Source organism: Herbaspirillum sp. Her3 (assembly GCF_057961275.1).
Genome location: NZ_CM176328.1, coordinates 357,366 through 383,752, shown reverse-complemented (window position 1 = coordinate 383,752; position 26,387 = coordinate 357,366). Strand labels below are relative to the sequence as shown.

Genomic DNA, 26,387 nt, shown 5'->3' with positions numbered 1-26,387 from the left:
CACGCCTGCAACCTCTTACAGATTGAATTCCATGCCTAACATCACCAACGACGACGTGGATGTCGTCATCGTCGGCCTCGGCTGGGCCGGCTCCATCATGGCCATCGAACTGGCCCAGGCCGGCCTGAAGGTACGCGCCCTGGAGCGCGGCCCGGACCGCCCGCCCGAAGACTTCGCCTATCCCAAGCCGGCCGACCAGTACGGCTACGCCACCCGCAACAAGGTCTTCGCCACGCCGCGCGATGCTGCCCTGACGGTGCGCTACAACACCGCGCAACAGGCGCTGCCGACCCGCAAGTGGGGCGCCTTCGCGCCCGGTACCGGCGTGGGTGGCTCGGGCCTGCACTGGACTGCGGTATTGATCCGTCCCACGCCCACCGACCTCAAGCTAAAGACCTACGCCGACCAGGCCTACAAGCACAGCAATCTCGATCCCGAGATGCGCATCAAGGATTTCCCGTTCACCTGGAACGAGATCGAGCCGCACTTCGATTTCTTCGAAAAGGTGTGCGGCCAGTCGGGCAAGACCGGCAACCTGCGCGGCCAGATCCAGCCGGGCGGTGATCCCTTCGAAGGACCGCGCTCGAACCCCTATCCGCTGCCGCCGCTGCACGACACCTACAACAGCAGCCTGTTCGCCGACGTGGCGCGCAAGATGGGTTACCACCCCTTCCCCAATCCTTCGGCCAATGTCTCGCAGGCCTGGACCAATCCGTATGGCGCGCAGATCGCACCCTGCAACTATTGCGGCTTCTGCAGCAAGTATCCCTGCCTGAACTATTCCAAGGCGTCGCCGCAGACCACCATCCTGGATGTGGTCAAGCGCATGCCCAACTTCGACTACAAGGTCAACGCCAACGTCATTCGCGTGGACCTGCACGCCGACAAGAAGACCGCGCGCGGGGTGACCTACATCGATGAGAACATGAAGGAAGTGTTCCAGCCGGCCAAGGTCGTGATCCTCTCCAGCTTCCAGTTCGCCAACGTGCGCCTGATGCTGCTCTCGGGGATCGGCAAGCCCTATGACCCGATCACCGAGACCGGCGTCATCGGCCGCAACTACGCCTTCCTTTCCAACGGGGGCGCGACGCTGTTCTTCAAGGACAAGCATTTCAATTCCTTCGCCACGGCCGGCGCTACCGGCGAAATGTTCAACGACATCTCCCCGGGCAACTTCGACGATGGCATCAAGCAGGGCTTCATCGGCGGCGCCAAGATCCACAGCTCGCAAGCTTCGGGGGCACCGATCGGCACGGCACTGCCACCGGGCACGCCGAGCTGGGGACGCGGCTGGAAGGAGGGCATGATCGACTGGTACGACCATTCCATGAAGATCAGCATCACCACCACCTGCATGTCCTATCGCGGCCACTTCCTGGACCTCGATCCCAACTACAAGGATCCCTGGGGCCAGCCGCTGTTGCGCATGACCTTCGACTGGCGCCAGAACGAATTGAAGCTGCAACGCTACCTGCGAGAGATCGTGCTGAAGATCTCCAAGGAGCTCAATCCCGATCACATGTCGGAAAGCTTCCTGGCCCTGGATTCACACTGGGACATCACCAAGTACGTCTCCACCCACAACGTGGGCGGCGCCATCATGGGTGATTCGCCGCGCGACTCGGCCCTGAACAAGTACCTGCAATCCTGGGACGTGCACAACGTCTTCGTCCCCGGCGGCAATGCCTTCCCGCAGAACTTCCAGGCCAATCCGACCGACACCATCGGCGCCATCACGCTCATGGCAGCGCAAGCCATCAAGACGCAGTACCTGAAGAACCCCGGCCCGCTGGTCCAGGTATAAGGGGGAGAGAACATGAAAAAACTGACTTCATTGTTTGCCACCCTGGCCTTGTCGCTGTCTGCACTGGGTGTACTGGGTGCGCTCACTCCGGCGCACGCGGCCGACCAGGATGTGGTGGCGCGCGGCCAATACCTGGCCCGTGCCGGCGACTGCATGGCCTGCCACAGCGCAGCGGGCAAGCCGGCCTATTCGGGCGGGCTGGCCATCGACAGCGGCCACGGCATCATCTATTCCACCAACATCACGCCGGACAAGGAACACGGCATCGGCAACTACAGCGAGGCGCAATTTGCCAATGCCGTGCGCCATGGCGTGCGCGCCGATGGCACCCAGCTCTACCCGGCCATGCCCTACCCCAGCTATGCCAAGGTCAGTGACGAGGACATCCATGCCCTCTACACCTACTTCATGCAAGGGGTCAAACCGGTGGCCACTGCGGCGCCGGCCAGCAGCATGAGCTTCCCCTTCAATATCCGCTGGGGCATGAAGCTGTGGAATATCTTCTTCGCCAATGACAAGCCCTTCAAGGAACAGGAAGGCTGGAACGCCGAGATCAAGCGCGGTGCCTACCTGGTCGAAGGCCTGGGCCATTGCGGCAGTTGCCACACGCCGCGCGGCTTCGCCATGAACGAGAAGGCCAGCGACAGCAGCCAGGCGCAGTTCCTCTCGGGCGGAGACCTCAACGGCTGGGCCGTGCCCTCGCTGCGCGGCATGCCGCACTGGAGCGCACAGGATATCGTCGACTACCTGCAGACCGGCCGCAACAAGACCGCCTCGGTGGCGGGCGAGATGAGCCTGGTGGTGGAGCACAGCACCGCGCACCTGAAGTCCGAGGATCTGCAGGCCATCGCGGCCTACCTGAAGACGCTCTCGCCGGTGGCCTCCAGCAGCAGTGGCCGGGTGACACCGCAAGGTGCCGAGGCGACGGCCAGGAAGCTCACGGCGGCCAAGGACCTGACGCTGGGCGAGCGGCTCTATCTCGACAATTGCGCCGCCTGCCACTTCGTCAATGGCCGTGGTGCACCGGGCATCTTCCCTGTACTCGATGGCGCCACCGTGGTCAATGCCGACAACCCCAGCGCCTTGCTGCACGTGATCCTGGCCGGGGCGCGCACGCCCTCCACCGAGAAGGCGCCGTCGATCCTGGTCATGCCGGGCTTCGCCCATCGTCTCTCGGACAAGGAAGCGGCCGAGCTGGCCACCTTCGTGCGCCAGGGCTGGGGCAACCAGGCGGGGGCCGTATCGGAAAGTGAAGTGAGCCGGATGCGGGCAGGCCTCGCCAGGCAAGGTTCCTGATCGCCTGCGCTGATCGCCGCAATGAAAGGCCCGCATGGAGACATGCGGGCCTTTTTACATCTGCCAAGCTCTTGGCGACGCGCACGGCGATTGACCGGCAAGCCCGATCACGCCACTATAGCGCTCAGAAAATTTCCCTTGAAAGTACGCATGTTACCCACCTACGGCGCCACCTATCGCGGCAAGCACATCAGTGTCACCTGCACGCAGCAACGCGATGGCGACGTCCACTGCGCCGTCAGCATCGATGGTGAACCGGCTCCGGGCCTGCGCGGCAATCCCTTCGGCTCGGTGGCTTCAGCACAGGTGGCCGGGGTCGGCTATGCGCGCGCCGTCATCGATACCCTGCTCGACAATGACGTGGCCGAGCATCACGGCTATTTCATCCGGGTCAGCAGCAGGGAGCAGATCGACGGTACCTGGGTCGGCAATTACCAGCTGCATCGCAATGACAATCCGGTGGCCTTCCGGCGCGTGGTATGCGAGGACTTTCGGGGCAATACCTCGGTGGAGGCGGAACAGTACGCGATGGCGATGGCCTTCGTGGCGGTGGACACCGACATCGCAGCCGGCAAGCTCTGACTTCTGGAAGCCGCTTCAGGCCGCCTTCTTGCGGCGGCCGGGCAGCTTGTCCTGCTGGGCCAGGATGGCCGACAGCAGGCCAGGGAAGCGCTGCTCGATATCGGCGCTGCGCAGGGTATTGATGTGGGTGGTGCCATTGCTCTCGGTGCGTACCAGCCCGGCTTCGCGCAAGACCTTGAAGTGATGGGAGACGGTGGACTTGGGACGCCCGCCATCGAGCTCGCCACAGGTCGCACATTCCACGCGCGCAAGGTGGCGCACGATCTCCAGGCGGATCGAATCGCTCAGCGCGTAGAGCACGCGCTCCAGCACGAACTCGGCAATCTCGGGGTGTTTGTAGGGACGCATCTGCAAGATGATACACCGTGGGTTATACTCCTTCCATAGTTCGAATATGTTCGAACCAACGAAACAGGTGATGTGCACGTGCATCACCTGTCGATTCCTTTTTGATTGTTGACGAGAAAACCGCCCATGTCTTCCCTGTTCACCCCCTTCAAGCTCAAGGACCTGAGCCTGCGCAACCGTATCGCCGTCCCGCCCATGTGCCAGTACATGGCGGTGGACGGCAAGGTCAATGAATGGCATTTGTCGCACTACGCCAGCATCGCCCGCGGCGGTGCCGGCCTGGTGATTGTCGAAGCCACTGCCGTCGCCCCGGAAGGCCGCATCACGCCGGGCTGCACCGGCATCTGGTCGGACGATCTGGCGCAAGCCTTCGTGCCGGTGGTGCAAGCCATCAAGGCCGCTGGTGCCGTGCCTGGCATCCAGATCGGCCATGCCGGGCGCAAGGCCAGCGCCAACCGCCCCTGGGAAGGCGACGACCACATTGCCGCCGACGATGCGCGCGGCTGGGACACCATCGCCCCGTCGGCCATCGCATATGGCAAGGGACTTCCCAAGCTGCCCAAGGCCATGAGCCTGGACGACATCGCCCGCGTGCGCCAGAACTTCGTCGATGCCGCCATCCGCGCCCGCGAGGCCGGCTTCGAATGGCTGGAACTGCACTTCGCGCACGGCTATCTGGGCCAGAGCTTCTTCTCGGCGCATTCGAACCAGCGCGATGACATCTATGGCGGCAGCGTCGAGAACCGCGCCCGCTTCCTGCTGGAGACCCTGCGTGCGGTGCGCGAAGTATGGCCCGAACATCTGGCGCTGACGGTGCGTTTCGGCGTGCTGGAATACGACGGCCGCGATGAAGAGACCCTGATGGAATCCATCGGCGTGGTGCGCCAGTTCAAGGACAGCGGCATGGACATGGTGAGCGTGACCATAGGCTTCACCATTCCGGAAGTGCAGATTCCCTGGGGTCCGGCCTTCCTCGGCCCGATCGCCAGGCGGGTGCGCGAGGAAGCCGGCGTGCCGGTCTCCTCGGCCTGGGGCTTCGGCACCCCGGAACTGGCCGAGCGCGCCGTCAAGGAAGGACAGCTGGACCTGGTGATGGTGGGCCGCGCCCACCTGGCCAACCCGCACTGGGCCTACCAGGCGGCCAAGGAACTGGGCGTGGACCGCGCCTCGTGGACGCTGCCGGCACCGTACGCGCACTGGCTGGAACGTTATTGATGAGGCAAGGCTGCCTTCGCTGTCTGTCGTCCGGCATGGCAGGATTGCAGCATTGCAGGCCTGCAAGCCGCTCGGGAATTTCCTGAGCGGCGTATGTGTTTTCTAGGGAAAATCACTAGAGCCAGCGGTGATGGTCTGTCCTAAGATGAAGCCGTCTTGAGGAGATCATCATGTTCACCCCCTTCCTGCTGACTGCCGTTCTCTCTACCTTGATGACCGTCGCGCTGTGCTCGGCGGGCATCATCCTGTTGGCCGAAGCCCGCTGGCGGCACCATCCGCTGGCCCGCCGCGCCAGCCTGCCGCCACGGCGGCCGCCTTGCTGAGCGAGCGGGACGGCACCGCGCAGGTGCCGCCTGGTATGTGTCTGCCTGAATCACGATGAAATGATGTTGGCCCCCTGGTCGCTGGATCCGGGGGATTTTTTTGTGTCGGCGTCAATAGAAAAGCAAAGTCCACAAGGGAACGCTGGCCAACAGCAGACAGCCGAGGAAGGCAGCAAGGAACAACAGTTTTTTCTTTCGGGTAACCATGGTGAGCCTGCAAACGGGATGGGCGCGGCATGCGCAAGGCGGCAGTGTACCGTGCCCACCCGCATCAGGCCATGCCGTTGCGGCCATACGCGCGAAAGCCCGGCCGTACGCTCAGGCGCTCGTAATAGGCGGCCACGGCCGGCAGGGGCGGATGATCAAAAGGGGTACCGAACCAGCGGTTCACCGACAAGCCCACCGGAATGTCGGCCAGCGTGAAATCAGGCCCCGCCACGAATCCTCCACTGTGCTGCAACTGCTGCTCCAATACCTGCATGAAACGCGTCCAGCCGGCAATGGACGCCGCCAGTTGCTGCGCATCGCCATGCTCGGGCGACTTGCGCACCAGCGCCATGAAGGCATAGCTCCAGTTGCGGTTGAGGTCGCTGGCCTGCCAGTCGATCCACTGGTCGATGCGCGCACGCAGGCGGGGTGCCTGCGGATAGAGCGCGGTCCCGCCATACTGCGCCGCCAGATAGCGCAGGATGGCGTTGGACTCCCACAGGATGAAGCCATCATCATCGATGACCGGCACCATCGCATTGGGATTCATGGCCAGGAAAGCCGGCTCGCTGGTGGCGCGGAAACCCGCGCCCCAGTCCTGCCGCTCGAACGCAATACCCAGCTCGCTGCAGGCCCACAGGACCTTGCGTACGTTGATGGAATTGTCACGGCCGTAGATCGTCAGCATGCGCGTCCCCTGCAGGAATGGTGTCAAAGCCATCAAGCCTAGCAAGTGTACCGGTACAGTGACATGCACAGTTAGCGTGTAAAGAGCGATGTGTCTGTTGCGCAGCGGCCAAGTGGCACGGTACAAAGTCATCAACTGTACCGGGACGGCTTGAAGAAGTGGCCGTACAATCGTCATCCGATTGGCCATCCCGACACCGCGCTGCGGTGCAGTCCACGCCCATGTCTTCCTCCAATATTGCCAAGCTCTTGCTGCTGGCTGCCATCTGGGGCACCAGCTTCATGCTCATGCGCATTGCCGCGCCGGTCTTCGGTCCCATGCTGACCACCTTCGGCCGCGCCTCGCTGGCCACGCTGTCGCTGCTGGCCTTTGCGCGCATGCGCGGGGTGCCGCTGCAGTGGCGCCGAAACTGGCTGCCCTACCTGGTGATCGGCGTCTTCAATACCGCCCTGCCCTTTGCACTCTTTGCCTGGTCGGCACTGCACATTCCCTCGGCTTACATGGCCACCATGAATTCACTGGCGCCGGTCTTCACGGCCATGTTCGGTTTCCTGCTCCTGGGTGAACGGCTGAGCCTGCTGCGCACCGGCGCCTTCGTGCTGGGCCTGGTGGGGGTGGCGGTGCTGGTGGGGATCGGCCCGGTACCGGTCGATGCGCTGGTGATTGCCGGCGTGCTGGCAGCCATGGGCGCCGCGGTCAGCTATGGTTTCGCCGCTACCTTCACGCGCATGCGCGCCGGTGGTATCCCGCCCATCGCCATGGCCACCGGCAGCCAGTTCGCCGCCGCCCTGTGCCTGCTGCCGCTGGCCGCGCCCTCGATGCCGCATGCGCTGCAGGCCGGTACGCTGCCGGCGCTGTTATCTGTACTGGTGCTGGGCGTGGTCTGTACCGGTATTGCCTACGCACTGTTCTTCCAGCTCATTGCCGCCGAAGGCGCCACCAAGGCCGTCACGGTGACCTTCCTGATCCCGATGACGGCATCGCTGTGGGCCTGGCTGTTGCTGGATGAACCGGTGACCCTGGGGACCGTGACCGGCATCGGCATCGTGCTGGTGGCGACCGCCACTGCCTTGCGGGCCAAGCCCGCGGTGGCGGTCAAGGACAAGAAAGTGACCGCCTGAGCCAGCCCGGGCACACGGGCGCATCCGAAAAAACCAGGGGCGCTTACTGCGCGCCGTGCTCGGCCTTGAGGTAGTTCCAGATCCGGTCGATGTCGGGATTGGCGCCATCCATGCGGCGATAGACGCGGATATCCATCTCGTCGCACCACAGTCCCTGCTCCAGTGCTTCACTGTCATTGGGTGCAATGGCCAGGGTCAGCTTGCCTTCGGCGATTTCACGCGAGACCGCGCTGGCCGGCAGCCAGGCGATGCCATGGCCTTCCACGGCCATGCTCTTCAAGCCTTCGGCCAGGTCGGTCTCGAAGCGGCGGAACAAGTGCACGCGGCGCGGGCTGGAATGCAGCGCCTTCTCGACGATGCGCGAGAGCGACGAATACGGCGAATAACTCAGGAAGGGTTGCGGATCATTGGGCGTGCCAGGGAGCACGTACTTGGGCAGGCCACCGGGCAGGGTCTTCACGTAGGGACGCAGGGGTTCCTTGCCCAGCGAGAGCACGGCATAACGTTCGGTATCGAGGGCGATGCCCTGCTGGCGGTGGTCATAGCACAGCAGCAGGTCGCAGTTGCGCTCCACCAGGGCCATGACCGCATCGTGGACGTTGCCGGCCATGACGGTGGTGACGATGGCACCGATGGTCTTTTCGATTTCCGACAGCAGCTTGGGGAACACCGTCAGCAGCAGCGTATGCGGCATGGCAAAGCGCACCGAGGATTGCGCCCCGGCCAGCTGGCCGCGCAAGACCAGCCGGGCCTGCATGGACTGGTTGAGCATTTCCTTGGCAATGGGCACGAAGGATTCACCGGCCGGGGTGAGCGTGCAGGGATAGGACGAGCGGTCGAACAGCTCGGCACCCAGCCAGGTTTCCAGCGAGCGGATGCGGCGACCGAAGGCCGGCTGCGTGACGTTGCGCAGCTTGGCCGAGCGGCTGAAGTTCAGCGTGTCGACGACCGAGAGGAAGTCCTCCACCCATTTGATTTCCATCTTCCCTACCCCGTTTGGCTTGCCGCACTGGTCCGGCGGCTTGGCTAGGGCGCCGGCCGTTGTCCCTGGCCGCCCCCTTCCTTGGAACGCCAGCCAATATACCGAACGGCATGGACAGCGCCCTATGCCATTTTGGCATGGGGCCTGCACGGCGGGCAGGGAGAAGAGACGGCAAAACCCTCGTCAGTTCCGCATGAGCGGCCCGATTCGCCAGTGCCTCATTGTCTGCTGAACAGGGTCAGGCGTTGGCTTGCAGTTCCTGCAGCACCTCGGCCGATGTAGCCAGGCGCACACCGGCCTTGGACATGGCCGCCAGGAAATCCTGGTACTGCGCCTCGAAGCCGGCCACCGGGCTCATGCAATCGGTCACCAGCACCAGACGGGCGCGGCCCGCGGCATCGAGGTTGGCGGCGATGTGCTCGGTGGTGGCCCGCACGCAATGGCTGCCGGCTTCGCCGGTGATGTAGACGGTATCAGCCTGCGCCAGGGTGGCGATGAAACCAAGGTTGAGCTGGGTGGCCGGATCATCCTCGTCCGGCACTTCGGCCATCACGGCCGAATAGTGCTCGGTCCAGGGATTGCTGCCCTTGCCCAGCTTGGTGACCACGCCCAGGGTGGCTTCTTCCCAGCGGTTGTAGGCGGCGCGCACGTCGGCATGGACCGCCGCCCCCCAGCTGCCGATCTCGCAGTGGACCGGCCAGACCATCAGGCGATAGCGTCCGGCTGCTTCCAGCGCATCGAGATAGGCGAGGGCGCGCGGCAGCGACCGTGGATCGCGCGGCAGGTAGGCACCGGCGCGCACTTGCGCAGCTTCGATCTGGGTGAAAGGCGCGACGCCCGCGCCATCAGCCTGGCGCCAGAAGGTGGGATGAGCGATGTCCAGCCGGTGGTGAGCATCGAGGGTGATGCTGATGGCCGACAGGCCCGCCCCGCCCTGGTCGATCAGGCCTGCAACGCGCTGCAGGTCAGCATGGCTGCCGGCCACCGGCAATGCCGGTCGCAGTACGCCGCCCGCAGCCGGGTCAGCCGGGAGCCAGGACGCCGGCAAGTCGCAAAAATCGTTTTGCGGATCGATCACGAGGAGATGCAGGGAGCGTTTCATGGAATCCATATTTCGGTGGGCAGGGTTGCGATGACGCCAGTGTAGACCACTTGATTTGACCGGGATGGACAGGCTGAAGGCCGTCGATCCCCCACCGGACGCAGCGACGCGTCAACAGCCACGAAAAAAGCGGCGCAGTCCCGATGGATGCGCCGCTTTTTTCATGGCTCAAATCCTTGAGCGAAGCTCAGGCACAGCAATTACCGCCAGGTTCGGCGCCGCGCGCACGGCGCAGCACTTCACGGCGATGGCGCACGCGTTGCGAGACGCGATAGACGGCGCGCTGGGTCAGCATCATGGACAGGGTGCTCAAGCTGAACTCGGCGGCAATGAGCAAACCGACCAGAGCGGCAAATTGCAGGTAGATCCGTGGATAGACGGACAGGCTACGCGAGAACAGTTGATGCAGCATGATGAATTCCTCTTTCTTGTTTTACGTGCTTGGGGTTCTTTGCCTCACACCGGTGACGGTGCAGCGAACCGCGATGCGTGGCCAACAGGATCGGCGCACGCATCGGCCAGCCCTGCATCAGGCACCTGCGTAGGTGGAGTCGGCGGCGCCACCGGCGGTTTGCACTGCGCTCTTGGCGGCACCATTGCTGATGACCGGGAACACGGCATCAGGCTGGTTGGCGATACCTTGGGCCTGGGCGCGGGCCAGGTCAGCCTTCACGGCAGCGCGGGTGGTGTGCGATACGAAGGGCTTCTCGACCGGATATTGGGCTTCAGCAAAAGCGACGGACGAAGCGGACAGGGCCAGGACAGCGGCGATGAGGGTCTTTGCGGACATGATGTTTCTCCTTGAATGCGTTGAGGGGACTTCAGTAAGCTGGATTACAGTTCAGTGATGCACCACACCGGGATGTCGGTCGGCGGGTGCCACTCTCTAGAACCGCATCGTTTCTTGCGTTGCGATGTCGTTCATCGATGGACTGAAGTCTACGGAAGAGCGCAGAGGAGAAAAACCATGCTGCAGAGAATTGAGTGTTCCGGCTTCTGGAACAATCGCCCCAGCCTATCAGGCCGATAGGCTGGGCTGAAGAGGCCGCAGTGATCAGCGGCCCTGGCGATCCAGCTTCTGCTGTTCCAGCAATTGCTCGGCTTCGGACAGCCCGCCCGGCTTGAGCGCGGTGCGGCCCTTGGCGGGCGCGCCGGCCAGCGGATCGGGGGCGACCTCCTGCGCTGGCGTGTGGCGTGCATCAGGATGGTCATCCAGTGCATTGTCGGAAGGGCGGGGCGGGATGCGGGGCGAATTCATGATCGGCTCTCCTGATGTCAGGTCCACTGGCGCTGGCTCACGCGCAGCGGTTGGGTGTATTCCTCATGCTGGGCTTGTTTCACCACGGGCTGGATGTTGCCGTGCCCTGCACGAGTCCGGGATGGCGTGGCGGCAGATGCAGAAGGCGCCTGCGCGGATGGCTTCGCATGACGTGGCGGCCGCTCCACCGGCGGGATGCGCCCGCCGCCCAGCGACTTGCGCAGGCGCTGGCGCACCGGATCGTCAGGATGTTCACCCATGTGCGCAAACTCGTCCTTCAGGCGGGACAATTCTTCATCCGACAGATCTTCGGCATCCATGATCTGCTTGCGGGTGCCCTTGACGGTGCGAATCAGTTCATCCAGCTTCAGTTGCGTGGCCTGGGCATCGCGGTTTTGTGCATTCTGGATCAGGAACACCATCAGGAAGGTCACGATGGTGGTGCCGGTATTGATGAGCAACTGCCAGGTGTCGGAATAATCGAACACGGGTCCGGTGACGGCCCACACCAGTACCACGCCCAGCGCCACCACGAAGGTCCAGGAACTGCCTACGGCCTGGGCGCAGGCTTCGCTGAAACGATGGAACAGGTCGCCCAGGCGCTCGTTGGCGGAGGGTTCGTTGCTGGAATGTTCGGTGGCTTGCATGATGCGGATCTCCCATCTCGGCGCGCAACGCAGGCGCGCCATCTTGGGTAGGAGTATCTGCGCGGCGCACTGCCGCGATAAGCGGACAAAGGCTCTGCCTGCTGTAGGAAAGCAGGCAGAGCCGTGGGCGTGTACAGAACAAGCGCAAACGTCAGGCGACGTTCTTGTAGGGACTGGGCCGGTCAGGCTCCTCGGCCACGATCTGCATCTCGCCGATGCGGTTGCGCAGTTCTTCCCAGGGGTGAGGAGGAAGCGTGTCGTCGTGGCGGGCCTGCTGCCAGCGCAGCGAGAGATCCTCCACATCATGGGCAACGTCGTCCTGCCAGCGGTGCTCCAGCGCGATGAACAATGCAATGGCCGCCACCAGCCCGAACGAACACAACACCAGCGCGGCATAGATGGCGTATTGCATGATGGCGTCGAACCAGCCCATGTGCTCCCCGTCCTCATCGTTTCATCACAATGCGGCGATGATATTCCCCTGCCTCGTACGCGCCCATCAGGAAATGTCTGAGGCACTCTTGGCACGTGCGGCCAAGCTCATCCACAGGAACCCGTGTTACATGCGGGCGGTCTGCCGTTCAGGCGCACTGCCTGCTACGGAACCACTCAATGACCGCCCTTGCCTCCACCACCATCCCTGCCCGCCTCGACAGCCTGCCCTGGTCGCGCTGGCACTGGCGCGTGGTGATTGCGCTGGGCGTGGCCTGGGTACTGGACGGGCTGGAAGTCACTTTGGTCGGTTCGCTGGGCAGCGTGCTCGAACGCAGCGACACCCTGGCCCTGGATGCCGCCCAGGTCGGCTGGACCGGCTCGCTCTACATCGCCGGGACCGTGCTGGGCGCGCTGATATTCGGGCGCCTGACCGACCGGCTGGGGCGCAAGCGGCTCTTCATGCTCACGCTGATGCTGTACATGGCGGCTACGCTGGCCACTGCCTTTGCGCAGGATTTCCTGTTCCTGGCGCTGTGCCGTTTCGTGACCGGGCTGGGCATCGGCGGCGAATATGCCGCCATCAATTCGGCCATCGATGAGCTGGTGCCGGCACGGGTGCGCGGGCGGGTGAACCTCATCATCAACGCCAGCTTCTGGATCGGTGCGGCATTGGGCGCAGGCCTGTCGCTGGTGATCCTAGATCCGCAGGTGATGGGTGCCGCGCTGGGCTGGCGCGCCTGCTTCCTGCTGGGCGCGGTGCTGGCGGTGGCGGTGCTGCTGGTGCGCCGGCACGTGCCGGAAAGCCCGCGCTGGCTGCTCATGCATGGCCGCGATGACGAGGCCGAAGAAGTGGTGCGCAAGATCGAGGCCGAGGTCGCGCAGCAGCACGGTCCCTTGCCGGCCCCGACTGACGTGGCCCCGGCCTCAGGCCATGCAGGCAGCGGCATGCTGCCCTGGCGCGAGATCGCCCACGTGCTGCTGCATCGCTATCGCCAGCGCAGCGTGATGGTGGCGCTGATGATGGTGGCGCAGGCCTTCGTCTACAACGCCATCTTCTTCACGTATTCGCTGGTGCTCACGCGTTTCTTCCAGGTGCCGGACCATCGCGTGGCGCTCTACATCTTTCCCTTTGCGCTGGGCAACGTGCTGGGACCGCTGCTGCTGGGTCACCTGTTCGACAGCATCGGTCGCCGCCGCATGATCGCGGCCACCTACCTGCTTTCCGGTGCGGGGCTGGCGGGCACGGCCTGGGCCTTCAATGCCGGGTGGCTGGATGCGCGCTCGCTGGCGCTGTGCTGGAGCGCGGTGTTCTTCGTGGCCTCGGCGGCGGCCAGTTCGGCCTACCTGACGGCCAGCGAGGTATTCCCGCTGCGCATGCGTGCCATGGCCATTTCCATCTTCTATGCCATCGGGACCGGCGTGGGTGGATTCGTCGCGCCGGTACTGCTGGGCTGGCTCATCGCCAGTGGTGACCGCCATGCGGTAGCTGCCGGCTATGCGCTGGGCGCATGCCTGGCGCTGTTGGCGGGTGCGTGCGCGCTGCGCTTTGCAGTGGATGCGGAACGGCGCACGCTGGAAGAGGTGGCGGAGTGGCGATCCTGAAATGATGAATGTGGGCCCTGTCATCAGCCTGGCTTATGACAGGATTTTCTCCGCAATCCCCGCGCCCAGCGGCGCCAGCAAGGCCTGCAATTCCTCTTCGCCAAACTTGACGGTGGCCGCATCGTCGCGGCCCAGCATGCCTTCGGCCAGGGCCGACTTGCGCGTCTGCAGTTCCAGCAGGCGCTCTTCGATGCTGCCTTCGATGACCAGCTTGTAGACAAACACCTGGCGCGTCTGCCCCAGCCGGTGCGCGCGGGCGATGGCCTGTTCTTCCACGGCCGGGTTCCACCAGGGATCGGCCAGGATCACCGTATCGGCGGCAGTCAGGTTCAGTCCCACTCCGCCGACCTTCAGGCTCACCAGCATCAGCGGATTCTCCTGCTGCTGGAAGCGCGCGATCACGGCACTGCGCGCGGCCGGTTCGGTCTCGCCGGTGAGCATCAGGCAGGGCAGGTTCAGGGCCTGCAGTTCGGCTTCGATCAGGGTGAGCATGCTGGTGAATTGCGAGAACACCAGGATGCGCCGTCCCTCCTCCACCAGCGCCGGCAAGGTATCGCGCAGCCAGTCGATCTTGGCCCGTTCCAGGCCACGCGGCATACGGCCCTGCTTCAACAGATAGGGATCGCAGCAGACCTGGCGCAGCTTGAGCAAGGCATCCATCACCGTCACCTGGGCGCTGCCCAGGCCGCGCCGCTCCAAGGCACGCCGCACCTGCTTGTCGGCGGCCATGCGGACGCTCTCGTAGAGCTCGCGCTGGCGGCCCTGCAATTGCAGGCGCTCGATGATCTCGATGCGGGCTGGCAACTCCTGCAATACGTCCTGCTTGCGTCGGCGCAGGATGAAGGGGCGCACGCGCTGTGCCAGCAGGCGCGCCCGCACCGTCTCGCCCTGCTGCTCGATGGGCTTGCGCCATAGCCGCGCAAAGCTGCGCGCATCGCCGAGAAAGCCGGGCATGAGGAAATGGAACTGGCTCCACAATTCGCCGAGGTGGTTTTCCAGCGGCGTGCCGGTCATGCAGAGACGATGGCGTGCGTGCAGGCGGCGCACAGCTGCGGTGCTGCGGGCGGCGGCGTTCTTGATGGTCTGTGCCTCGTCCAGCACCAAGAGATGAAAGCGCAGCGACAGCAGCAGGTCGAGGTCGCGCCACAGCAGCGGATACGTGGTCAGCACCAGATCGGCCTGGCCTTCGGCAATCGCGGCGACATGGCGCGCACGGTCCTGGCCATGCAGCACCGTCACGCGCAAGGCTGGTGCAATGCGCTGCGCTTCCTGCTGCCAGTTGAACAGCAGCGAAGTGGGCAGCACCACCAGCGCCGGCAGGTCGAGCCGTCCGGCCTGTTGCTCGATGAGCAGATGGGCCAGCACCTGGGCGGTCTTGCCCAGGCCCATGTCGTCGGCGAGTATCCCGGCCAGGCCCTGCTGGCGCAGGTACTGCAACCAGGCCACGCCTTGCAGCTGGTAGCCGCGCAGGGTCAGCCCCAGTCCCTCGGGCGGTGGCACCGGCTGCACGCTGCCGGCCGCACGCAGGCGCTGCGCCAGTTGCAGCACGCCAGCGGCTCCGCTCATGTGCCAAGGTGCACCGCCTTCGAGGGCCTGCAGATCGGCCTGCAGGCTGTCCAGGCGATGCGCATCCCAGGGCGAGAGCTGCAGCGGGCCTTCCTTGCGTTTGAGATCGACCAGCAAATCGAGCAGCGCCAGCACCACCGCCTTGAGCGGACCGGCCATGGCATCGATGCGCCGGCCACCGGGCGCACGCAGCGAGATCACCGCGTGCGGGTCCATGCGCTCGACCTGCTGTGCATCGGCCCAGCGTGGATCACGCCGCAACAGGTCGGCCACCATCGGCGCCACGTCCATGGTTTGCCCATCAACCTCGATGCCGATGGACAACAACCAGCGGCCGCCGGGATCAAGGCCATCGAAGATCTCGCTGGAGAAGGCGCGGGGCTGCAAGGGCGCGGCGACCTCGCGCGCACTGAGCTCGCCAGTCTGGCTGCTGACGATGAAGCGCCAGGCGGTCACCGGCACGCTCTCGTGCGCAAACCCGGGACGCACCCGCAAGGTCCAGCCCTGCTGCTGCAGGCGCGGCGCCTGGTCGGCCCAGAAGTCACCGAAGGCATCTTCCAGCATCAGGGTCCAGAGCGGGCCGGCATCGTGCAGGGGGTTTTCGGCGCGCCATTGCAGGGCATCCTCGCGCAGGGGCAACAGGCCCATCTCGCGGATGGTTTCCAGCGCCCTGGCCTCGGCGGCGAGGTCGCGCGCGATGTGGGCCGGGGTGTAGCCGCCCTCGTCATCGGGATGTCCGGTGGGTGCGGGCATGCTCCAGCGCTGCGCGCCCTGGCCATACACCCACTCGATCTGCGCCACCGTCACCATGCCGCCGCGCGGGCCGAACAGGCCGTGCGCCCGCATGCCCAGCAAGCCCTCGCCACGGGTGAGCGTCTGCAAGGTCAGGCGGGGTTGGAATGCGCTGGGGGAATGCGAATCAGGCATGCGGCCGGGAGAGAACGTGAGAGCGGCCATTGTAGGGCGCTTCGCGCAGGGCGTGCAGGATCAGGGGAGGAACTGGCGGAGGGCCGGGCCATGCGTGGGGCGCATGAGTCACCGTGGCCGCAGGCTTACCTGGCCGGCGGGGTGATGCAGAAGTCCAGCATGCCGAAAGGCGTACGGCCCTCACCGGTTGCCCACACCCACACCGCCCAGCACAGCAGGCCGCACACCAGCAGCAGGGCCAGCACGATGTGCAGTCCGGATGCCTTGCGCAGGAAACCTTCAACGCGGTCAAACAGGGCGGTCATGAACGGGCAATGAGAACAATGAGAGGCCCCTATTTTAGCCAGGCTGCCGCAGCAAGGACATGGGACAAATCGCCGCAGTGTCAGCCTGGCAATGATGATTCGCCGCCATTTTCAACTGCTGTCAGAAAACTAACGTTGACACGCGGCATCTGGTACCGCTACCATCACGAAAAATAAATTTGGTACCGCTACCAATACGCTCGATTCAGCCTCCTTCCCCCAAGGCTGTAGCCAGGCGGCAATAACATTCCAATCAGGAGACATCGCTTGAAGACGATCAAAGGCTTGCGCTGGTGGATCATCGTGCTGGTTTGTCTGGGCACGATCACCAACTATCTGGCACGCAATTCACTGGGCGTACTGGCGCCCACGCTCAAGGACGAACTGGGGATGAGCACCCAGCAATATTCCTACGTAGTGGCAGCCTTCCAGGTCGGCTATACGATCATGCAGCCGGTCTGCGGCTTCGTGGTGGACCTGATCGGGCTGCGCATCGGCTTTGCCCTGTTCGGCGTGCTGTGGTCGATTGCCGGCGTGCTGCATGCGGGCGCGACCGGCTGGCTCTCGCTGGCCGGCTTGCGCGCGCTCATGGGCCTGACCGAGGCGGCCGCCATTCCCTCCGGCATGAAGTCGGTGGCCGAGTGGTTCCCCGACAAGGAAAAATCGGTGGCCGTGGGCTGGTTCAATTCGGGTACCTCGCTGGGCGCCATGTTGGCGCCGCCGCTGGTAATCTTCCTGCAGTTGCGCTATGGCTGGCAGTCGGCCTTCGTGGTGACCGGCCTGCTCGGTTTTGCCTGGGCTGCGCTGTGGTTCGCCTTCTATCGCTCCCCGCGCGACCATGCGGCGCTGTCCGAAGCCGAACGCAATACTATCGTCAGCGGCCAGCAGCGCCCGGTGAGCGCGGTGCGCGGCAAGCGTCCGGTCAAGGACGTGGTGACTTCGCGCCGCTTCTGGGCCATCGCGCTGGCGCGCTTTTTTGCTGAACCGGCCTGGCAGACTTTCAGCTTCTGGATTCCGCTGTACTTCGTCAACGAGCGTCACCTGGATCTCAAATCCATCGCCATGTTCGCTTGGCTGCCCTTCCTGGCGGCCGATCTGGGCGGGCTGGCGGGCGGCTACCTGTCGCCATTGCTCATCAATCGCTTCAAGATACCGCTGATCTGGTCCCGCGTAGCTGGCGTGGTGCTGGGCGCGGTGATGATGATCGGACCGGCCTGCGTCGGCCTGGTGGCCTCGCCCTATACGGCTATCGCGCTGTTCTGTGTGGGCGGCTTTGCGCACCAGATGATTTCCGGGCTGGTCAACACGCTCTCGGCGGACGTGTTCGATCCTGAAGAGGTGGGTACAGCCAGCGGCTTTGCCGGCATGTCGGCCTGGATCGGCGGCCTCGGGTTCTCGCTGCTGGTAGGAGCGCTGGCCGACAAGGTAGGCTATGGTCCGCTGTTCGGCATGCTGGGCGCCTTCGACCTGATCGGTGCCGTGCTGCTCATCATCCTGATCCGTGGTCAATCCAATGAGGAGCGCGCCGCGCGCACGCCGCCTCGCACTGTCTAAACGCAAGGGTTTCATCATGTCCATGCTCCATCCTCCGCGCTTCGCGCTGCAGTCCCGCAACGGCAATCATCTGCGCCTGGCCGCCGAATCCGGCGCAGCCATCGAACTGTTCGTCCTGGAAGAGGACATCCTGCGCGTGCTGGTGCTGCCTCAGGGCGAGCTGCGCGGCCCGGCCTCCTGGGCCATTGCGCCCGGCGCCGAAGACACGCCACCGCAAGGCCGTGACCGCCGCGACATGAGCGGCTTCGCGCTGCCCGCATTCACCCTGCGCGAAGAAGCCGGCCGCGTGCAGATCGAGACGGCGCAGATCCGCCTGACGGTGACGCTGGAGGGTGGCTTCTGCCAATGGGAAATGCAGCGCCAGGGCCAGTGGCAGACGGTACTGGCGGACCGGCCCACACAGGCCTACAACTTCGGTTACTGGGACCAGCAGGTCTACCACTACCTCAAGCGCCAGCCCGATGAACTGTACTTCGGCCTGGGTGAACGCGCCGGTGACATGAACCGCGCCGGCCAGTCCTACGAGATGCGCAACATCGATGCGATGGGCTACAGCGCCCGCAACACCGATCCGCTCTACAAGCACATCCCCTTCTACATCACCTGGAATGCGCAGGCCGCCAGCGGCTTCGGGCTGTTCTACGACACCCTTTCCGACTGTCGCTTCGACATGGGCCGCGAGCTGGACAACTACCACGGCCTGTATCGCTACTTCGTGGCACCGCATGGCGATCTGGATTACTACTTCATCGCCTCGCCCGATACCCCCGTGGCCGCCGCCCGCCGCTTCACCTGGCTGACCGGCCGCCCCGCCTGGATGCCCAGGTGGGGACTGGGCTACTCCGGCTCCACCATGAGCTATACCGACGCGCCCGATGCCCAGGTGCAGATGGGGCAGTTCATCGACAAGTGCCGCGAGCATGACATCCTGTGCGACTCCTTCCACTTGTCTTCGGGCTATACCTCGATCGGTCCCAAGCGTTACGTGTTCCACTGGAACACCGACAAATTCCCCGATGCCAAGGGCTTCGTGCAGAGCTATCACGATGCCGGCGTACACCTGTGCGCCAACATCAAACCCTGCCTGCTGCGCGACCATCCGCAGTTCGAACAGGCGCGCGAGGCGGGGCTCCTGATCAGCGACAGCCAGGGACAGCCGGCCTGGGTGCAGTTCTGGGATGAGGTCGGGGCCTATCTCGATTTCACCAATCCCGCCACCCAGCAATGGTGGAAAGCCAACGTCAAGTCAGCCCTGCTGGATTACGGCGTCAGTGCCACCTGGAACGACAACAACGAATTCGAGGTCTGGACCCCGGATGCCCTGGCCAATGGCTTCGGCGCGCCCTATCCGGTGCAGCAGGCCAAGGTGCTGCAGACCATGCTGATGATGCGGACCTCGCACCAGGCACAATCCGAGGCTGCACCGCAGCAGCGTCCCTTCCTGGTGTCGCGCTCGGGTGGTGCCGGCATGCAGCGTTACGTGCAAACCTGGTCGGGCGACAACTACACCTCGTGGGAAACCCTGCGCTACAACCTCAAGATGGGCCTGGGCCTGGCGCTGTCGGGCGTATCCAACATCGGCCACGACATCGGCGGCTTCGCAGGTCCGGCGCCGGAACCGGAACTGCTGGTGCGCTGGGTGGCCTTCGGCGTGTTCATGCCGCGCTTCTCCATCCATTCGTGGAATGACGACAAGACCGTCAACGAACCCTGGATGTATCCCGAGGCGACCGCGCAGATCGCCGCGCTCATCAAGCTGCGCTACCGCTTCATTCCTTACCTCTATGAATTGCTGTGGCAGTCCACCCGGGACTACCAGCCGGTGCTGCGCCCGACCTTCGCGCAGTTCCCGCAGGACCGCCGCTGCTACGAGGAATGTGACGACATGATGCTCGGCACCGACCTGCTGGTGGCGCCCGTGGTCGAGGCCGGGCAGACCGAACGCGAAGTCTACCTGCCAGCCGGTGCCGATTGGGTGTCCTACTGGAGCGGCGAGAGCTTCGCAGGCGGCCAGCGCATCCGCCTGCCGGCCCCCTGGGACCAGCCGGTGATGCTCATCCGCAAGGGCGGGGTCATCGCCATGAATGTGGCCGAGCAGCACTTCGGCCAACCCGCCGATGCGCGCGCCTTCCTGGTGGCCCCGGTGGCCGGCGAAGGCGAAGCCAGCGGCGGCTGCATCGAGGACGACGGCCACAGCCAGGCCTGGCGCGAAGGCCAGCAGGGACGCTGGCAGGTGCGGGCTCGCAGCGATGCGCACAGCATCACGCTGCACGTGACGCAGGAAGGCCAGATGCCGGTCGCCACCAACACGGTGGAAATCTGGCTGCCGGCTGGCGATACCCGCACCCTGCATACGCCCGCTGCCCGCATCGTCAGCGAGGTCAGCAGCCATGGTTGGCGCCGTTTGCGGCTTGAAATGAAGGTTTGAACAGAGCACCCAGCAACAACAAGCACAACAACCACGCCAAAAAAAGGAGACGTGAATGAAAACGAAAAATTTCCCTACCCCCGCCGCCAGACTGTCGCTGCAACCCCTGGTCCTGTGCGCCGCCCTGCTGGGCGCAGGCGCCACGATGCCGGCCTGGGCGCAATCCTCGGTGACGCTCTACGGCACGGTGGACCTGGGCATGGCCTATAGCAGCAACCAGGGCGGCGCCTCCAACACCTACATGAACTCAGGTGCACTCAACGCCAGCAAGCTGGGCCTGGTGGGTAGCGAAGACCTGGGCGGCGGCACCAGCGCGCTGTTCCGCCTGGAAAACGGCTTCAATGCCGATACCGGCGCCATGTCCAGCAGCGGCGTGCTGTTCAACCGCCAGTCCTATGTGGGCCTGGCCAGCAGGGATTGGGGCCAGATCACGGTGGGCCGCCAGTACACGCCTTACTTCCAGTACGTGGGCGGACTGGGCCCGACCGGTGTGCTGACCGGCGCCACGGGCGCACACCCGGGTGATATCGATGCGCTCGATACCACGCTGCGCATGAACAATTCGGTGCTCTACACGCTGCCCACGCTGGGCGGCCTGCAGGCCGGCATCCAGTACGGCATGGGCGAACAGGCCGGTAGCACCGCCAGCGGCAGCAGCGTCAGTGCCGCGCTGCGCTACGACTACCAGGCCTTCTCCTGGAGCGCCGGCTATACCCGCTTGAAGAACCTGGCCAGCGGCAGCACCGCCGGCAGCTTCAGCAACGTGGGCAGCTTCGCCAACAATTCGCCCATCAATGCCGGCTATGCTTCGGCCGACAGCACCCAGTTGCTGGCCACGGCAGCCCGCTATACCTGGGGTGATTGGATGATGGGCCTGAACTATTCCAACGTGCAATACAAACCCGGTGCGCTGTCGGCCTTCACGCAGACGGCGACCTTCAATACCGTGGGCCTGATCGCCAGCTACAACCTCAATGCCGCACTGACCCTGGCGGCAGGCTACAGCTACACGGCCGAGAAGGCGCGCAATGGCATCAGCTCGCCGGCCAAGTACAACCAGCTCTCGCTGGAGCAGGTCTATGCGCTCTCCAAGCGCACGGCCCTGTATGCGATCCAGGCCTATCAGCGCGCCAGCGGCCAGACGCTGCACGCGGGCAGCTCCGGCACCAGCATCGTCGATGCCGTGGCCGCCGTGGGCGACTCGCAGAACGGTACGCCTTCCAATGGCCGCGGCCAGTTCGTGGCCATGCTGGGTATCCGCCATTCGTTCTGATCGCATCGCTGCGGGGCATGGGTTACCATGGCCGATTCATTGAACCAGGTCCCCCTGCCATGACCACTGCCCTGCTCATCATCGATGTTCAACAAGCCCTGTGCATCGGCCCCGAGGCCGTTGCCAACGGCGACAGCACCATCGCCGCCATCAACCTGCTTTCGGGGAAGGCGCGCGCAGCCGGCGTGCCGGTGATCTTCGTGCAGCACGAAGACCGGGGCACGCTGGTCCACGACAGCGCCGGGTGGCAACTGGCGCAAGGGTTGCATCACACCTCCGCTGACCTGTATGTGCGCAAGCGCGGTTCGGATGCCTTCCACCAGACGGACCTGGAAGCCCTGCTCCAGTCCCACGGGGTCAAGCAACTGGTCGTCTGCGGCATGCAGACCGAGTTCTGCGTGGAGTCCACCGTGCGGCGCGCACTGGCGCTGGGTTTCCCGGTGACGCTGGCGGCTGGCGCCCACACCACCGCACCCAACGGGGTGCTGTCGGTGGCCGATGTGATCGCGCATCACCAGGTCACGCTGGCCAACCTCGGCGCCTATGGGGTGCGCACCACCATCACGGCGGCCAGCGATATCAGCTTCTGACTAGGGCCTGTTCACATTAAATCTGCGAGATGCGTTGCCCCCAGAAGGCGTGTTGGCAAGGCGCGCGTCAGGGCTGGTGGTGGTGCCACCAGCCCTGACGTGCAACGCGGCCAGCGCGCCTTCTGGGGGCAACCCTCCGGGAGAGGCCGCCAAGCGTCGCCTGCCGTTGTTGCAGCTCCTTGCCGTGGCACCACCACGGCGCGTCGCCGCGCCTAGGCAGTCAACGCTTGGCGGCCTCTCGCACTCGCAGATTTAATGTGAACAGGCCCTAGAACCGCTGCGGGCTGAAGGGCGCCAGGTCGATTTCCGGCGCCTGGCCGGCCAGCAGTTGGGCCGCGATGCGGCCGGTGCGGGCCGAGCAGCCCAGGCCGATGTGGCCATGGCCGTAGGCGTGGATGATGTCGGCACTGGCACTGGCCGGGCCGATGCAGGGCATGCCGTCGGGGGTGCTCGGGCGGCGGCCCAGCCAGAACTGCACATCCTCGGCCGGTAGCGTGCGCGGCAGGCCGGGGAAGAGTTTCAGGGCGATGTCGCGCATGATCTCGCCGCGCCGCCAGTCCGGCGCCGCCTCGAAGGAAGCGAACTCGACCTGGCCGGCAATGCGCAGGCCGGTTTCCATCTGCGTGGCAATGACCTTGAATTCGGACACCATCATCGGCGTGCGTGCGCGTGCCTGATGCTCATGTCCTCGAATGACGGCGTGATAGCCGCGCTCGCTCTCCAGTTGCACCTTGTCCCCTGCAGCCGCCGCCAGCGCCTTGGAACGGGCGCCGGCACAGATGACGGCAGCGTCGCAGACGATCTCGCCCTGTTCGGTCAACACCGCCTTGAGCCGTCCCTGCTCCACCCGAAAACCGGTGGCACGTCCCTGGACGCGGCTGGCGCCACGCGCCAGCGCATAGGCCTGCAAGGCCTGCAGGTAGGCTGCCGGATTGCGGCAATGGCCCGCTTCGTCGACCTGCACGGCAAAACCGAAGGCCGGATCCAGATCCGGTTCGCGTTCGCGCAGGGCAGCGCCTTCCACTTCCTGCCACTGGATACCCAGCTCGCGGCGCACGCCCCAGCCGAAGGCGTCATTATCGAAGTGCTGGCGCGAACGGTAGACGTGCAGTACGCCGGAGGTGTCGATCAGGTGCGCCACCCCGGCCCGCTGCGCCACTTCCAGATGCAGGCGGCGGGCATCGGCCACCAGCGTGCGCAGGGCGCGCGCGGTGCTGCGGATGCGATCGCGGCGGGCGCTGGCGAGATTGCGCACGAGCCAGGGCGTCAGGCGCGGCAGGTAGCGCCAGCGGATGGACAAGGGGCCCAGCGGGTCCATCAGGTAGCCCGGCACCTTCTTCCACATGCCCGGTTCCACCGGGGGAATCACCGAATGCGAGGACAGCCAGCCGGCATTGCCATAGCTGGAGGCCTCTTGGCTGCCGGCCTCGTTGAAGTCCAGCAGGGTGACCTGCAAGCCCTGGTCCAGTGCGTGGATGGCGCTCATGAGGCCGACGGCGCCGGTGCCGATGATCACGGCGTGGCGGGGAAAGACGATTTCGGGGGAGGTGGACATGGCAGAATGTGCGATGCAAAGCAGCATGATACGAGAACTGGTCCCGGGCGTCAGGCCGATATTGCCGCGCTTGAAGGCATCAGGCCACACGCTGGGTCTTGCCTGCAAGATGAGATAAGCTCAGCGATAATGGCTTCCCGCAGCGCGCAGCGTCTGGCGCGACGCAGGAAAATGACCAACACGCCGCTACCCCTCGGCCACCTCAGCTTCCGTTCAGAAAGGACTACCATGCGCATGTTCTCCCAAGCCATCCTGACCGCCGTAATCGGTCTGTCGGCCTGCCTGGCCAATGCTCCCGCCACGGCGCAAGGCGTCTATGACGACTGGTCGACCGTGAAAGCGCCGGCCGCTCCCGCCCTCTCCCGCGTGACCATCGACCCGGCCACCACGGCCGTGCTGGTGCTCGATATCGCGCGCCAGACCTGCAATCCCGAGACCCGTCCGCGCTGCGTGGCGATGCTGCCGCGCGTGGCCAAGCTGCTGGCCATGGCGCGCGAGAAGAAGGTACCGGTGATCTATACCCTGGGTGGCAACAGCACACCCGCCGACATCTGGCCCGAGGCCGCCATGCAGGGCGGCGAACCTCTGTTCAAGTCCGGCCCGGACAAGTTCGTCAATACCGATCTGGAAAAGATGCTGCGCGACAAGGGCATCAAGACCGTCATCTGCATCGGTGCCGCAGCCCATGGCGCGGTGCTGCATACCGCGGCCAGCGCGGCTTTCCGCGGTTTTGACGTGGTGGTGCCGGTGGACCTGATGGCGTCCGACAGCGCCTATGCGGAACAGTACACGGCCTGGCACCTGGTCAATGCCCCGCGCCTGGGTGAGCGGGTCAAGCTGACGCAGCTGAGCTGGCTCGAATGAGGATGGGGACAAGATGATCCGCTGCGCGAATGATGCAGCGGATGCATCAATGCGGGGATTGATGCAAGCCAGGCATCAATCCCCTTTTTTGTTTTTTTCATCTCCGAGGGGCGCGCGTTACTCCGCGCGCAACTGAAAGCGCCCCACCAAGGCCGCCAGCTGATGCGTCTGGTCGCGCAAGGAATGCGACGCAGCCGCAGCCTGTTCCACCAGCGCGGCATTCTGCTGGGTGCCTTCGTCCATCTGTGTGACGGCGTGGCTGATTTCATCAATGCCACGGCTCTGTTCGCGGCTGGCCACGGCGATCTCGCTCATCAGTGTGGTCACGCGGGCCACCGAATCGACGATCTCATGCATGGTCTGGCCAGCCTGGTCCACCAGGCCCGCACCGGTGGCGACCTGCTGCACCGATCCCTCGATCAGTTCCTTGATCTCGCGCGCGGCAGCGGCCGAGCGTTGCGCCAGGCTGCGCACTTCGGTCGCGACCACGGCAAAACCGCGTCCCTGCTCGCCGGCGCGGGCGGCTTCCACGGCGGCATTCAGGGCCAGGATGTTGGTCTGGAAAGCGATGCCATTGATCACGCCGGTGATGTCGGCGATGCGTGATGAGCCGGTACGGATCTCGCCCATGGTCTGCACCACGCGGTCAACCACGGCGCCGCCTTCGCGCGCCAGGCGCGAGGAGGTGTTCACCAGTTCGTTGGCCTGATGGGCGTGGTCGGCATTCTGGCGCACGGTGGAGGTGAGCTGCTCCATGGCCGAGGCGGTTTCTTCCAGGCTGGAGGCTTGCGATTCGGTACGCGAGGAGAGATCGGCATTGCCGCTGGCAATTTCACCGGAGGCGGTATTGATGACGGCGATGCTGCGGTGGATTTGGCCGACCATGTTGCCCAGGCTTTGCGTCATCTGGTTCAGGGCTTCCATGAGCTGGCCGGTTTCATCGCGGCCGTGCACGCTGACCTGGCCGCTCAAATCATTGGCGGCCACGCGGCGCGCCAGTTGCAGGGCCTCGGCCAGCGGACGCGAAACCACGCGGGCAATGGCGATGGCCAATGCCAGGCCGATCAGGATACCGACCACCAGCAAGCCGATGATCCAGTGCTGCGAACGGTCAAAGACCTGATCGGCAAGGGTATTGGCCTCCTCCTTGTGATCGATGTTGGCCTGGCGCAGGGTGGCGAACTGCTTCTCGATGGCGCGATAGGCTTTGAGCGAATCACCCTTGGTCAGGGCCAGGGCTTCGTCCTTGCGGTTCTCGTGCGAGAGCGCAATGATCTTCCTGTGTTCGACCAGGTAGGCCGCCAGGGTCTGGCTGAGCTGGTCGAAGGCGGTGCTTTCTTCGGTGCTCAGATCGAGCTGGCGATACTCCTTTTGCAGCCGCGTGAATTCGGCATAGCGCTCGGCCAGCGCCTTCTCCAGCGTCGCCATGGTCTCGGCGTTGCCCAGGATGTGCTGGAATTCGGTCGAGCGCACGCGCACCAGGGTGCGTTCCAGCATCAGGCTGATGCGGATGCTGGGCTCCCATTTGTGGGCGATGTCGGTGGCGGCATCGTTGACCTTATCCATCTGGTAGACCGAGAACATGCCGAGGCCGCTCATCAGTGCCAGCACGGTCACGAATGACAGCAGCAGCTTGGTGGCGATCTTTCTGTCCATGAACCATTTCATTGTGTTACCCCTTTTCACAGAACCCCATGGGCCGCGCATGGCGGCAT

At 64.7% G+C, this 26,387-nt stretch carries 25 protein-coding genes; 12 read left to right on the top strand and 13 right to left on the bottom strand.

The window, feature by feature from the left end; all coding sequences use genetic code 11:
• Positions 1-31 precede the first annotated feature (31 nt).
• The 3 genes from ACVC5H_RS01750 to ACVC5H_RS01740 all read left to right on the top strand — a co-directional run bounded on the left by ACVC5H_RS01750 (position 32) and on the right by ACVC5H_RS01740 (position 3,682).
• The gene (locus tag ACVC5H_RS01750; protein WP_489620705.1) at positions 32-1,804 is read left to right on the top strand and encodes a GMC family oxidoreductase; all 1,773 of its coding nucleotides are present in this window, start codon (positions 32-34) and stop codon (positions 1,802-1,804) included.
• A gap of 12 nt (positions 1,805-1,816) precedes the next feature.
• A complete protein-coding gene (locus ACVC5H_RS01745; protein ID WP_489620704.1) occupies positions 1,817-3,100 on the top strand; it encodes a c-type cytochrome in 1,284 nt (427 codons plus the stop codon).
• Between the two features lie 150 nt (positions 3,101-3,250).
• Complete coding sequence (locus tag ACVC5H_RS01740) at positions 3,251-3,682, top strand: hypothetical protein (protein WP_489620703.1); 432 nt, start codon at positions 3,251-3,253, stop codon at positions 3,680-3,682.
• A gap of 15 nt (positions 3,683-3,697) precedes the next feature.
• Here the strand turns inward: ACVC5H_RS01740 and ACVC5H_RS01735 are convergent, their stop codons facing one another.
• On the bottom strand, positions 3,698-4,030 hold the full coding sequence (locus ACVC5H_RS01735) for an ArsR/SmtB family transcription factor (RefSeq protein ID WP_489620702.1): 333 nt from the start codon (positions 4,028-4,030) through the stop codon (positions 3,698-3,700).
• A 126-nt stretch (positions 4,031-4,156) separates the two neighbouring features.
• On the opposite strand from ACVC5H_RS01735, the gene ACVC5H_RS01730 reads away from it, so the two are divergent.
• Both ACVC5H_RS01730 and ACVC5H_RS01725 read left to right on the top strand, forming a co-directional pair.
• Positions 4,157-5,245 (top strand): NADH:flavin oxidoreductase/NADH oxidase, encoded by a 1,089-nt coding sequence (locus ACVC5H_RS01730; protein ID WP_489620701.1) that lies wholly within the window; start codon positions 4,157-4,159, stop codon positions 5,243-5,245.
• Between the two features lie 170 nt (positions 5,246-5,415).
• On the top strand, positions 5,416-5,568 hold the full coding sequence (locus tag ACVC5H_RS01725; RefSeq protein WP_489620700.1) for a hypothetical protein: 153 nt from the start codon (positions 5,416-5,418) through the stop codon (positions 5,566-5,568).
• A 271-nt stretch (positions 5,569-5,839) separates the two neighbouring features.
• Here the strand turns inward: ACVC5H_RS01725 and ACVC5H_RS01720 are convergent, their stop codons facing one another.
• Positions 5,840-6,463 (bottom strand): glutathione S-transferase family protein, encoded by a 624-nt coding sequence (locus ACVC5H_RS01720; protein ID WP_489620699.1) that lies wholly within the window; start codon positions 6,461-6,463, stop codon positions 5,840-5,842.
• Between the two features lie 221 nt (positions 6,464-6,684).
• Here ACVC5H_RS01720 and ACVC5H_RS01715 point away from each other — a divergent pair, with 221 nt between their 5' ends.
• Positions 6,685-7,584 carry a DMT family transporter gene (locus tag ACVC5H_RS01715; protein ID WP_489620698.1) on the top strand — a complete coding sequence of 300 codons (900 nt, stop codon included), beginning with the start codon at positions 6,685-6,687 and terminating at the stop codon, positions 7,582-7,584.
• 43 nt (positions 7,585-7,627) lie between these two features.
• On the opposite strand, the gene ACVC5H_RS01710 is transcribed toward ACVC5H_RS01715, so the two are convergent.
• From ACVC5H_RS01710 to ACVC5H_RS01680, 7 genes are all read right to left on the bottom strand, one after another.
• A complete protein-coding gene (locus ACVC5H_RS01710) occupies positions 7,628-8,566 on the bottom strand; it encodes a LysR family transcriptional regulator (RefSeq protein WP_489620697.1) in 939 nt (312 codons plus the stop codon).
• A 238-nt stretch (positions 8,567-8,804) separates the two neighbouring features.
• Complete coding sequence (locus ACVC5H_RS01705; protein WP_489620696.1) at positions 8,805-9,668, bottom strand: cysteine hydrolase family protein; 864 nt, start codon at positions 9,666-9,668, stop codon at positions 8,805-8,807.
• 187 nt (positions 9,669-9,855) lie between these two features.
• Entirely contained in the window at positions 9,856-10,080 is a 225-nt protein-coding gene (locus ACVC5H_RS01700) for a hypothetical protein (RefSeq protein ID WP_489620695.1), read from the bottom strand.
• A 117-nt stretch (positions 10,081-10,197) separates the two neighbouring features.
• A complete protein-coding gene (locus tag ACVC5H_RS01695; RefSeq protein ID WP_489620694.1) occupies positions 10,198-10,458 on the bottom strand; it encodes a DUF4148 domain-containing protein in 261 nt (86 codons plus the stop codon).
• A gap of 264 nt (positions 10,459-10,722) precedes the next feature.
• Positions 10,723-10,926 carry a hypothetical protein gene (locus tag ACVC5H_RS01690; protein WP_489620693.1) on the bottom strand — a complete coding sequence of 68 codons (204 nt, stop codon included), beginning with the start codon at positions 10,924-10,926 and terminating at the stop codon, positions 10,723-10,725.
• A 17-nt stretch (positions 10,927-10,943) separates the two neighbouring features.
• The gene (locus ACVC5H_RS01685; RefSeq protein ID WP_489620692.1) at positions 10,944-11,573 is read right to left on the bottom strand and encodes a low affinity iron permease family protein; all 630 of its coding nucleotides are present in this window, start codon (positions 11,571-11,573) and stop codon (positions 10,944-10,946) included.
• A gap of 151 nt (positions 11,574-11,724) precedes the next feature.
• Positions 11,725-12,006 (bottom strand): hypothetical protein, encoded by a 282-nt coding sequence (locus tag ACVC5H_RS01680; protein WP_489620691.1) that lies wholly within the window; start codon positions 12,004-12,006, stop codon positions 11,725-11,727.
• Between the two features lie 179 nt (positions 12,007-12,185).
• Between ACVC5H_RS01680 and ACVC5H_RS01675 the strand changes: the two genes are divergently transcribed.
• Entirely contained in the window at positions 12,186-13,610 is a 1,425-nt protein-coding gene (locus tag ACVC5H_RS01675) for an MFS transporter (RefSeq protein WP_489620690.1), read from the top strand.
• Positions 13,611-13,643: 33 nt separating this feature from the next.
• On the opposite strand, the gene ACVC5H_RS01670 is transcribed toward ACVC5H_RS01675, so the two are convergent.
• The gene (locus tag ACVC5H_RS01670) at positions 13,644-16,022 is read right to left on the bottom strand and encodes a DEAD/DEAH box helicase (RefSeq protein ID WP_489622637.1); all 2,379 of its coding nucleotides are present in this window, start codon (positions 16,020-16,022) and stop codon (positions 13,644-13,646) included.
• A 206-nt stretch (positions 16,023-16,228) separates the two neighbouring features.
• The gene (locus ACVC5H_RS01665) at positions 16,229-16,408 is read right to left on the bottom strand and encodes a metallothio multi-domain protein (protein ID WP_489620689.1); all 180 of its coding nucleotides are present in this window, start codon (positions 16,406-16,408) and stop codon (positions 16,229-16,231) included.
• A 267-nt stretch (positions 16,409-16,675) separates the two neighbouring features.
• Here ACVC5H_RS01665 and ACVC5H_RS01660 point away from each other — a divergent pair, with 267 nt between their 5' ends.
• From ACVC5H_RS01660 to ACVC5H_RS01645, 4 genes are read left to right on the top strand one after another with little or no spacing between them, the layout of a single operon-like run.
• Positions 16,676-17,962 (top strand): MFS transporter, encoded by a 1,287-nt coding sequence (locus ACVC5H_RS01660; protein ID WP_489620688.1) that lies wholly within the window; start codon positions 16,676-16,678, stop codon positions 17,960-17,962.
• 16 nt (positions 17,963-17,978) lie between these two features.
• The gene (locus tag ACVC5H_RS01655; RefSeq protein ID WP_489620687.1) at positions 17,979-20,390 is read left to right on the top strand and encodes a glycoside hydrolase family 31 protein; all 2,412 of its coding nucleotides are present in this window, start codon (positions 17,979-17,981) and stop codon (positions 20,388-20,390) included.
• Positions 20,391-20,445: 55 nt separating this feature from the next.
• Entirely contained in the window at positions 20,446-21,663 is a 1,218-nt protein-coding gene (locus ACVC5H_RS01650; protein ID WP_489620686.1) for a porin, read from the top strand.
• Positions 21,664-21,722: 59 nt separating this feature from the next.
• Positions 21,723-22,253: a cysteine hydrolase family protein gene (locus ACVC5H_RS01645; protein ID WP_489620685.1), complete on the top strand. Its 531-nt coding sequence runs from the start codon at positions 21,723-21,725 to the stop codon at positions 22,251-22,253.
• Positions 22,254-22,521: 268 nt separating this feature from the next.
• On the opposite strand, the gene ACVC5H_RS01640 is transcribed toward ACVC5H_RS01645, so the two are convergent.
• A complete protein-coding gene (locus ACVC5H_RS01640) occupies positions 22,522-23,808 on the bottom strand; it encodes an NAD(P)/FAD-dependent oxidoreductase (protein ID WP_489620684.1) in 1,287 nt (428 codons plus the stop codon).
• A gap of 228 nt (positions 23,809-24,036) precedes the next feature.
• On the opposite strand from ACVC5H_RS01640, the gene ACVC5H_RS01635 reads away from it, so the two are divergent.
• Complete coding sequence (locus ACVC5H_RS01635; RefSeq protein ID WP_489620683.1) at positions 24,037-24,672, top strand: cysteine hydrolase family protein; 636 nt, start codon at positions 24,037-24,039, stop codon at positions 24,670-24,672.
• A gap of 117 nt (positions 24,673-24,789) precedes the next feature.
• Here ACVC5H_RS01635 and ACVC5H_RS01630 read toward each other — a convergent pair whose 3' ends face one another.
• A complete protein-coding gene (locus tag ACVC5H_RS01630) occupies positions 24,790-26,340 on the bottom strand; it encodes a methyl-accepting chemotaxis protein (RefSeq protein ID WP_489620682.1) in 1,551 nt (516 codons plus the stop codon).
• Positions 26,341-26,387 lie beyond the last annotated feature (47 nt).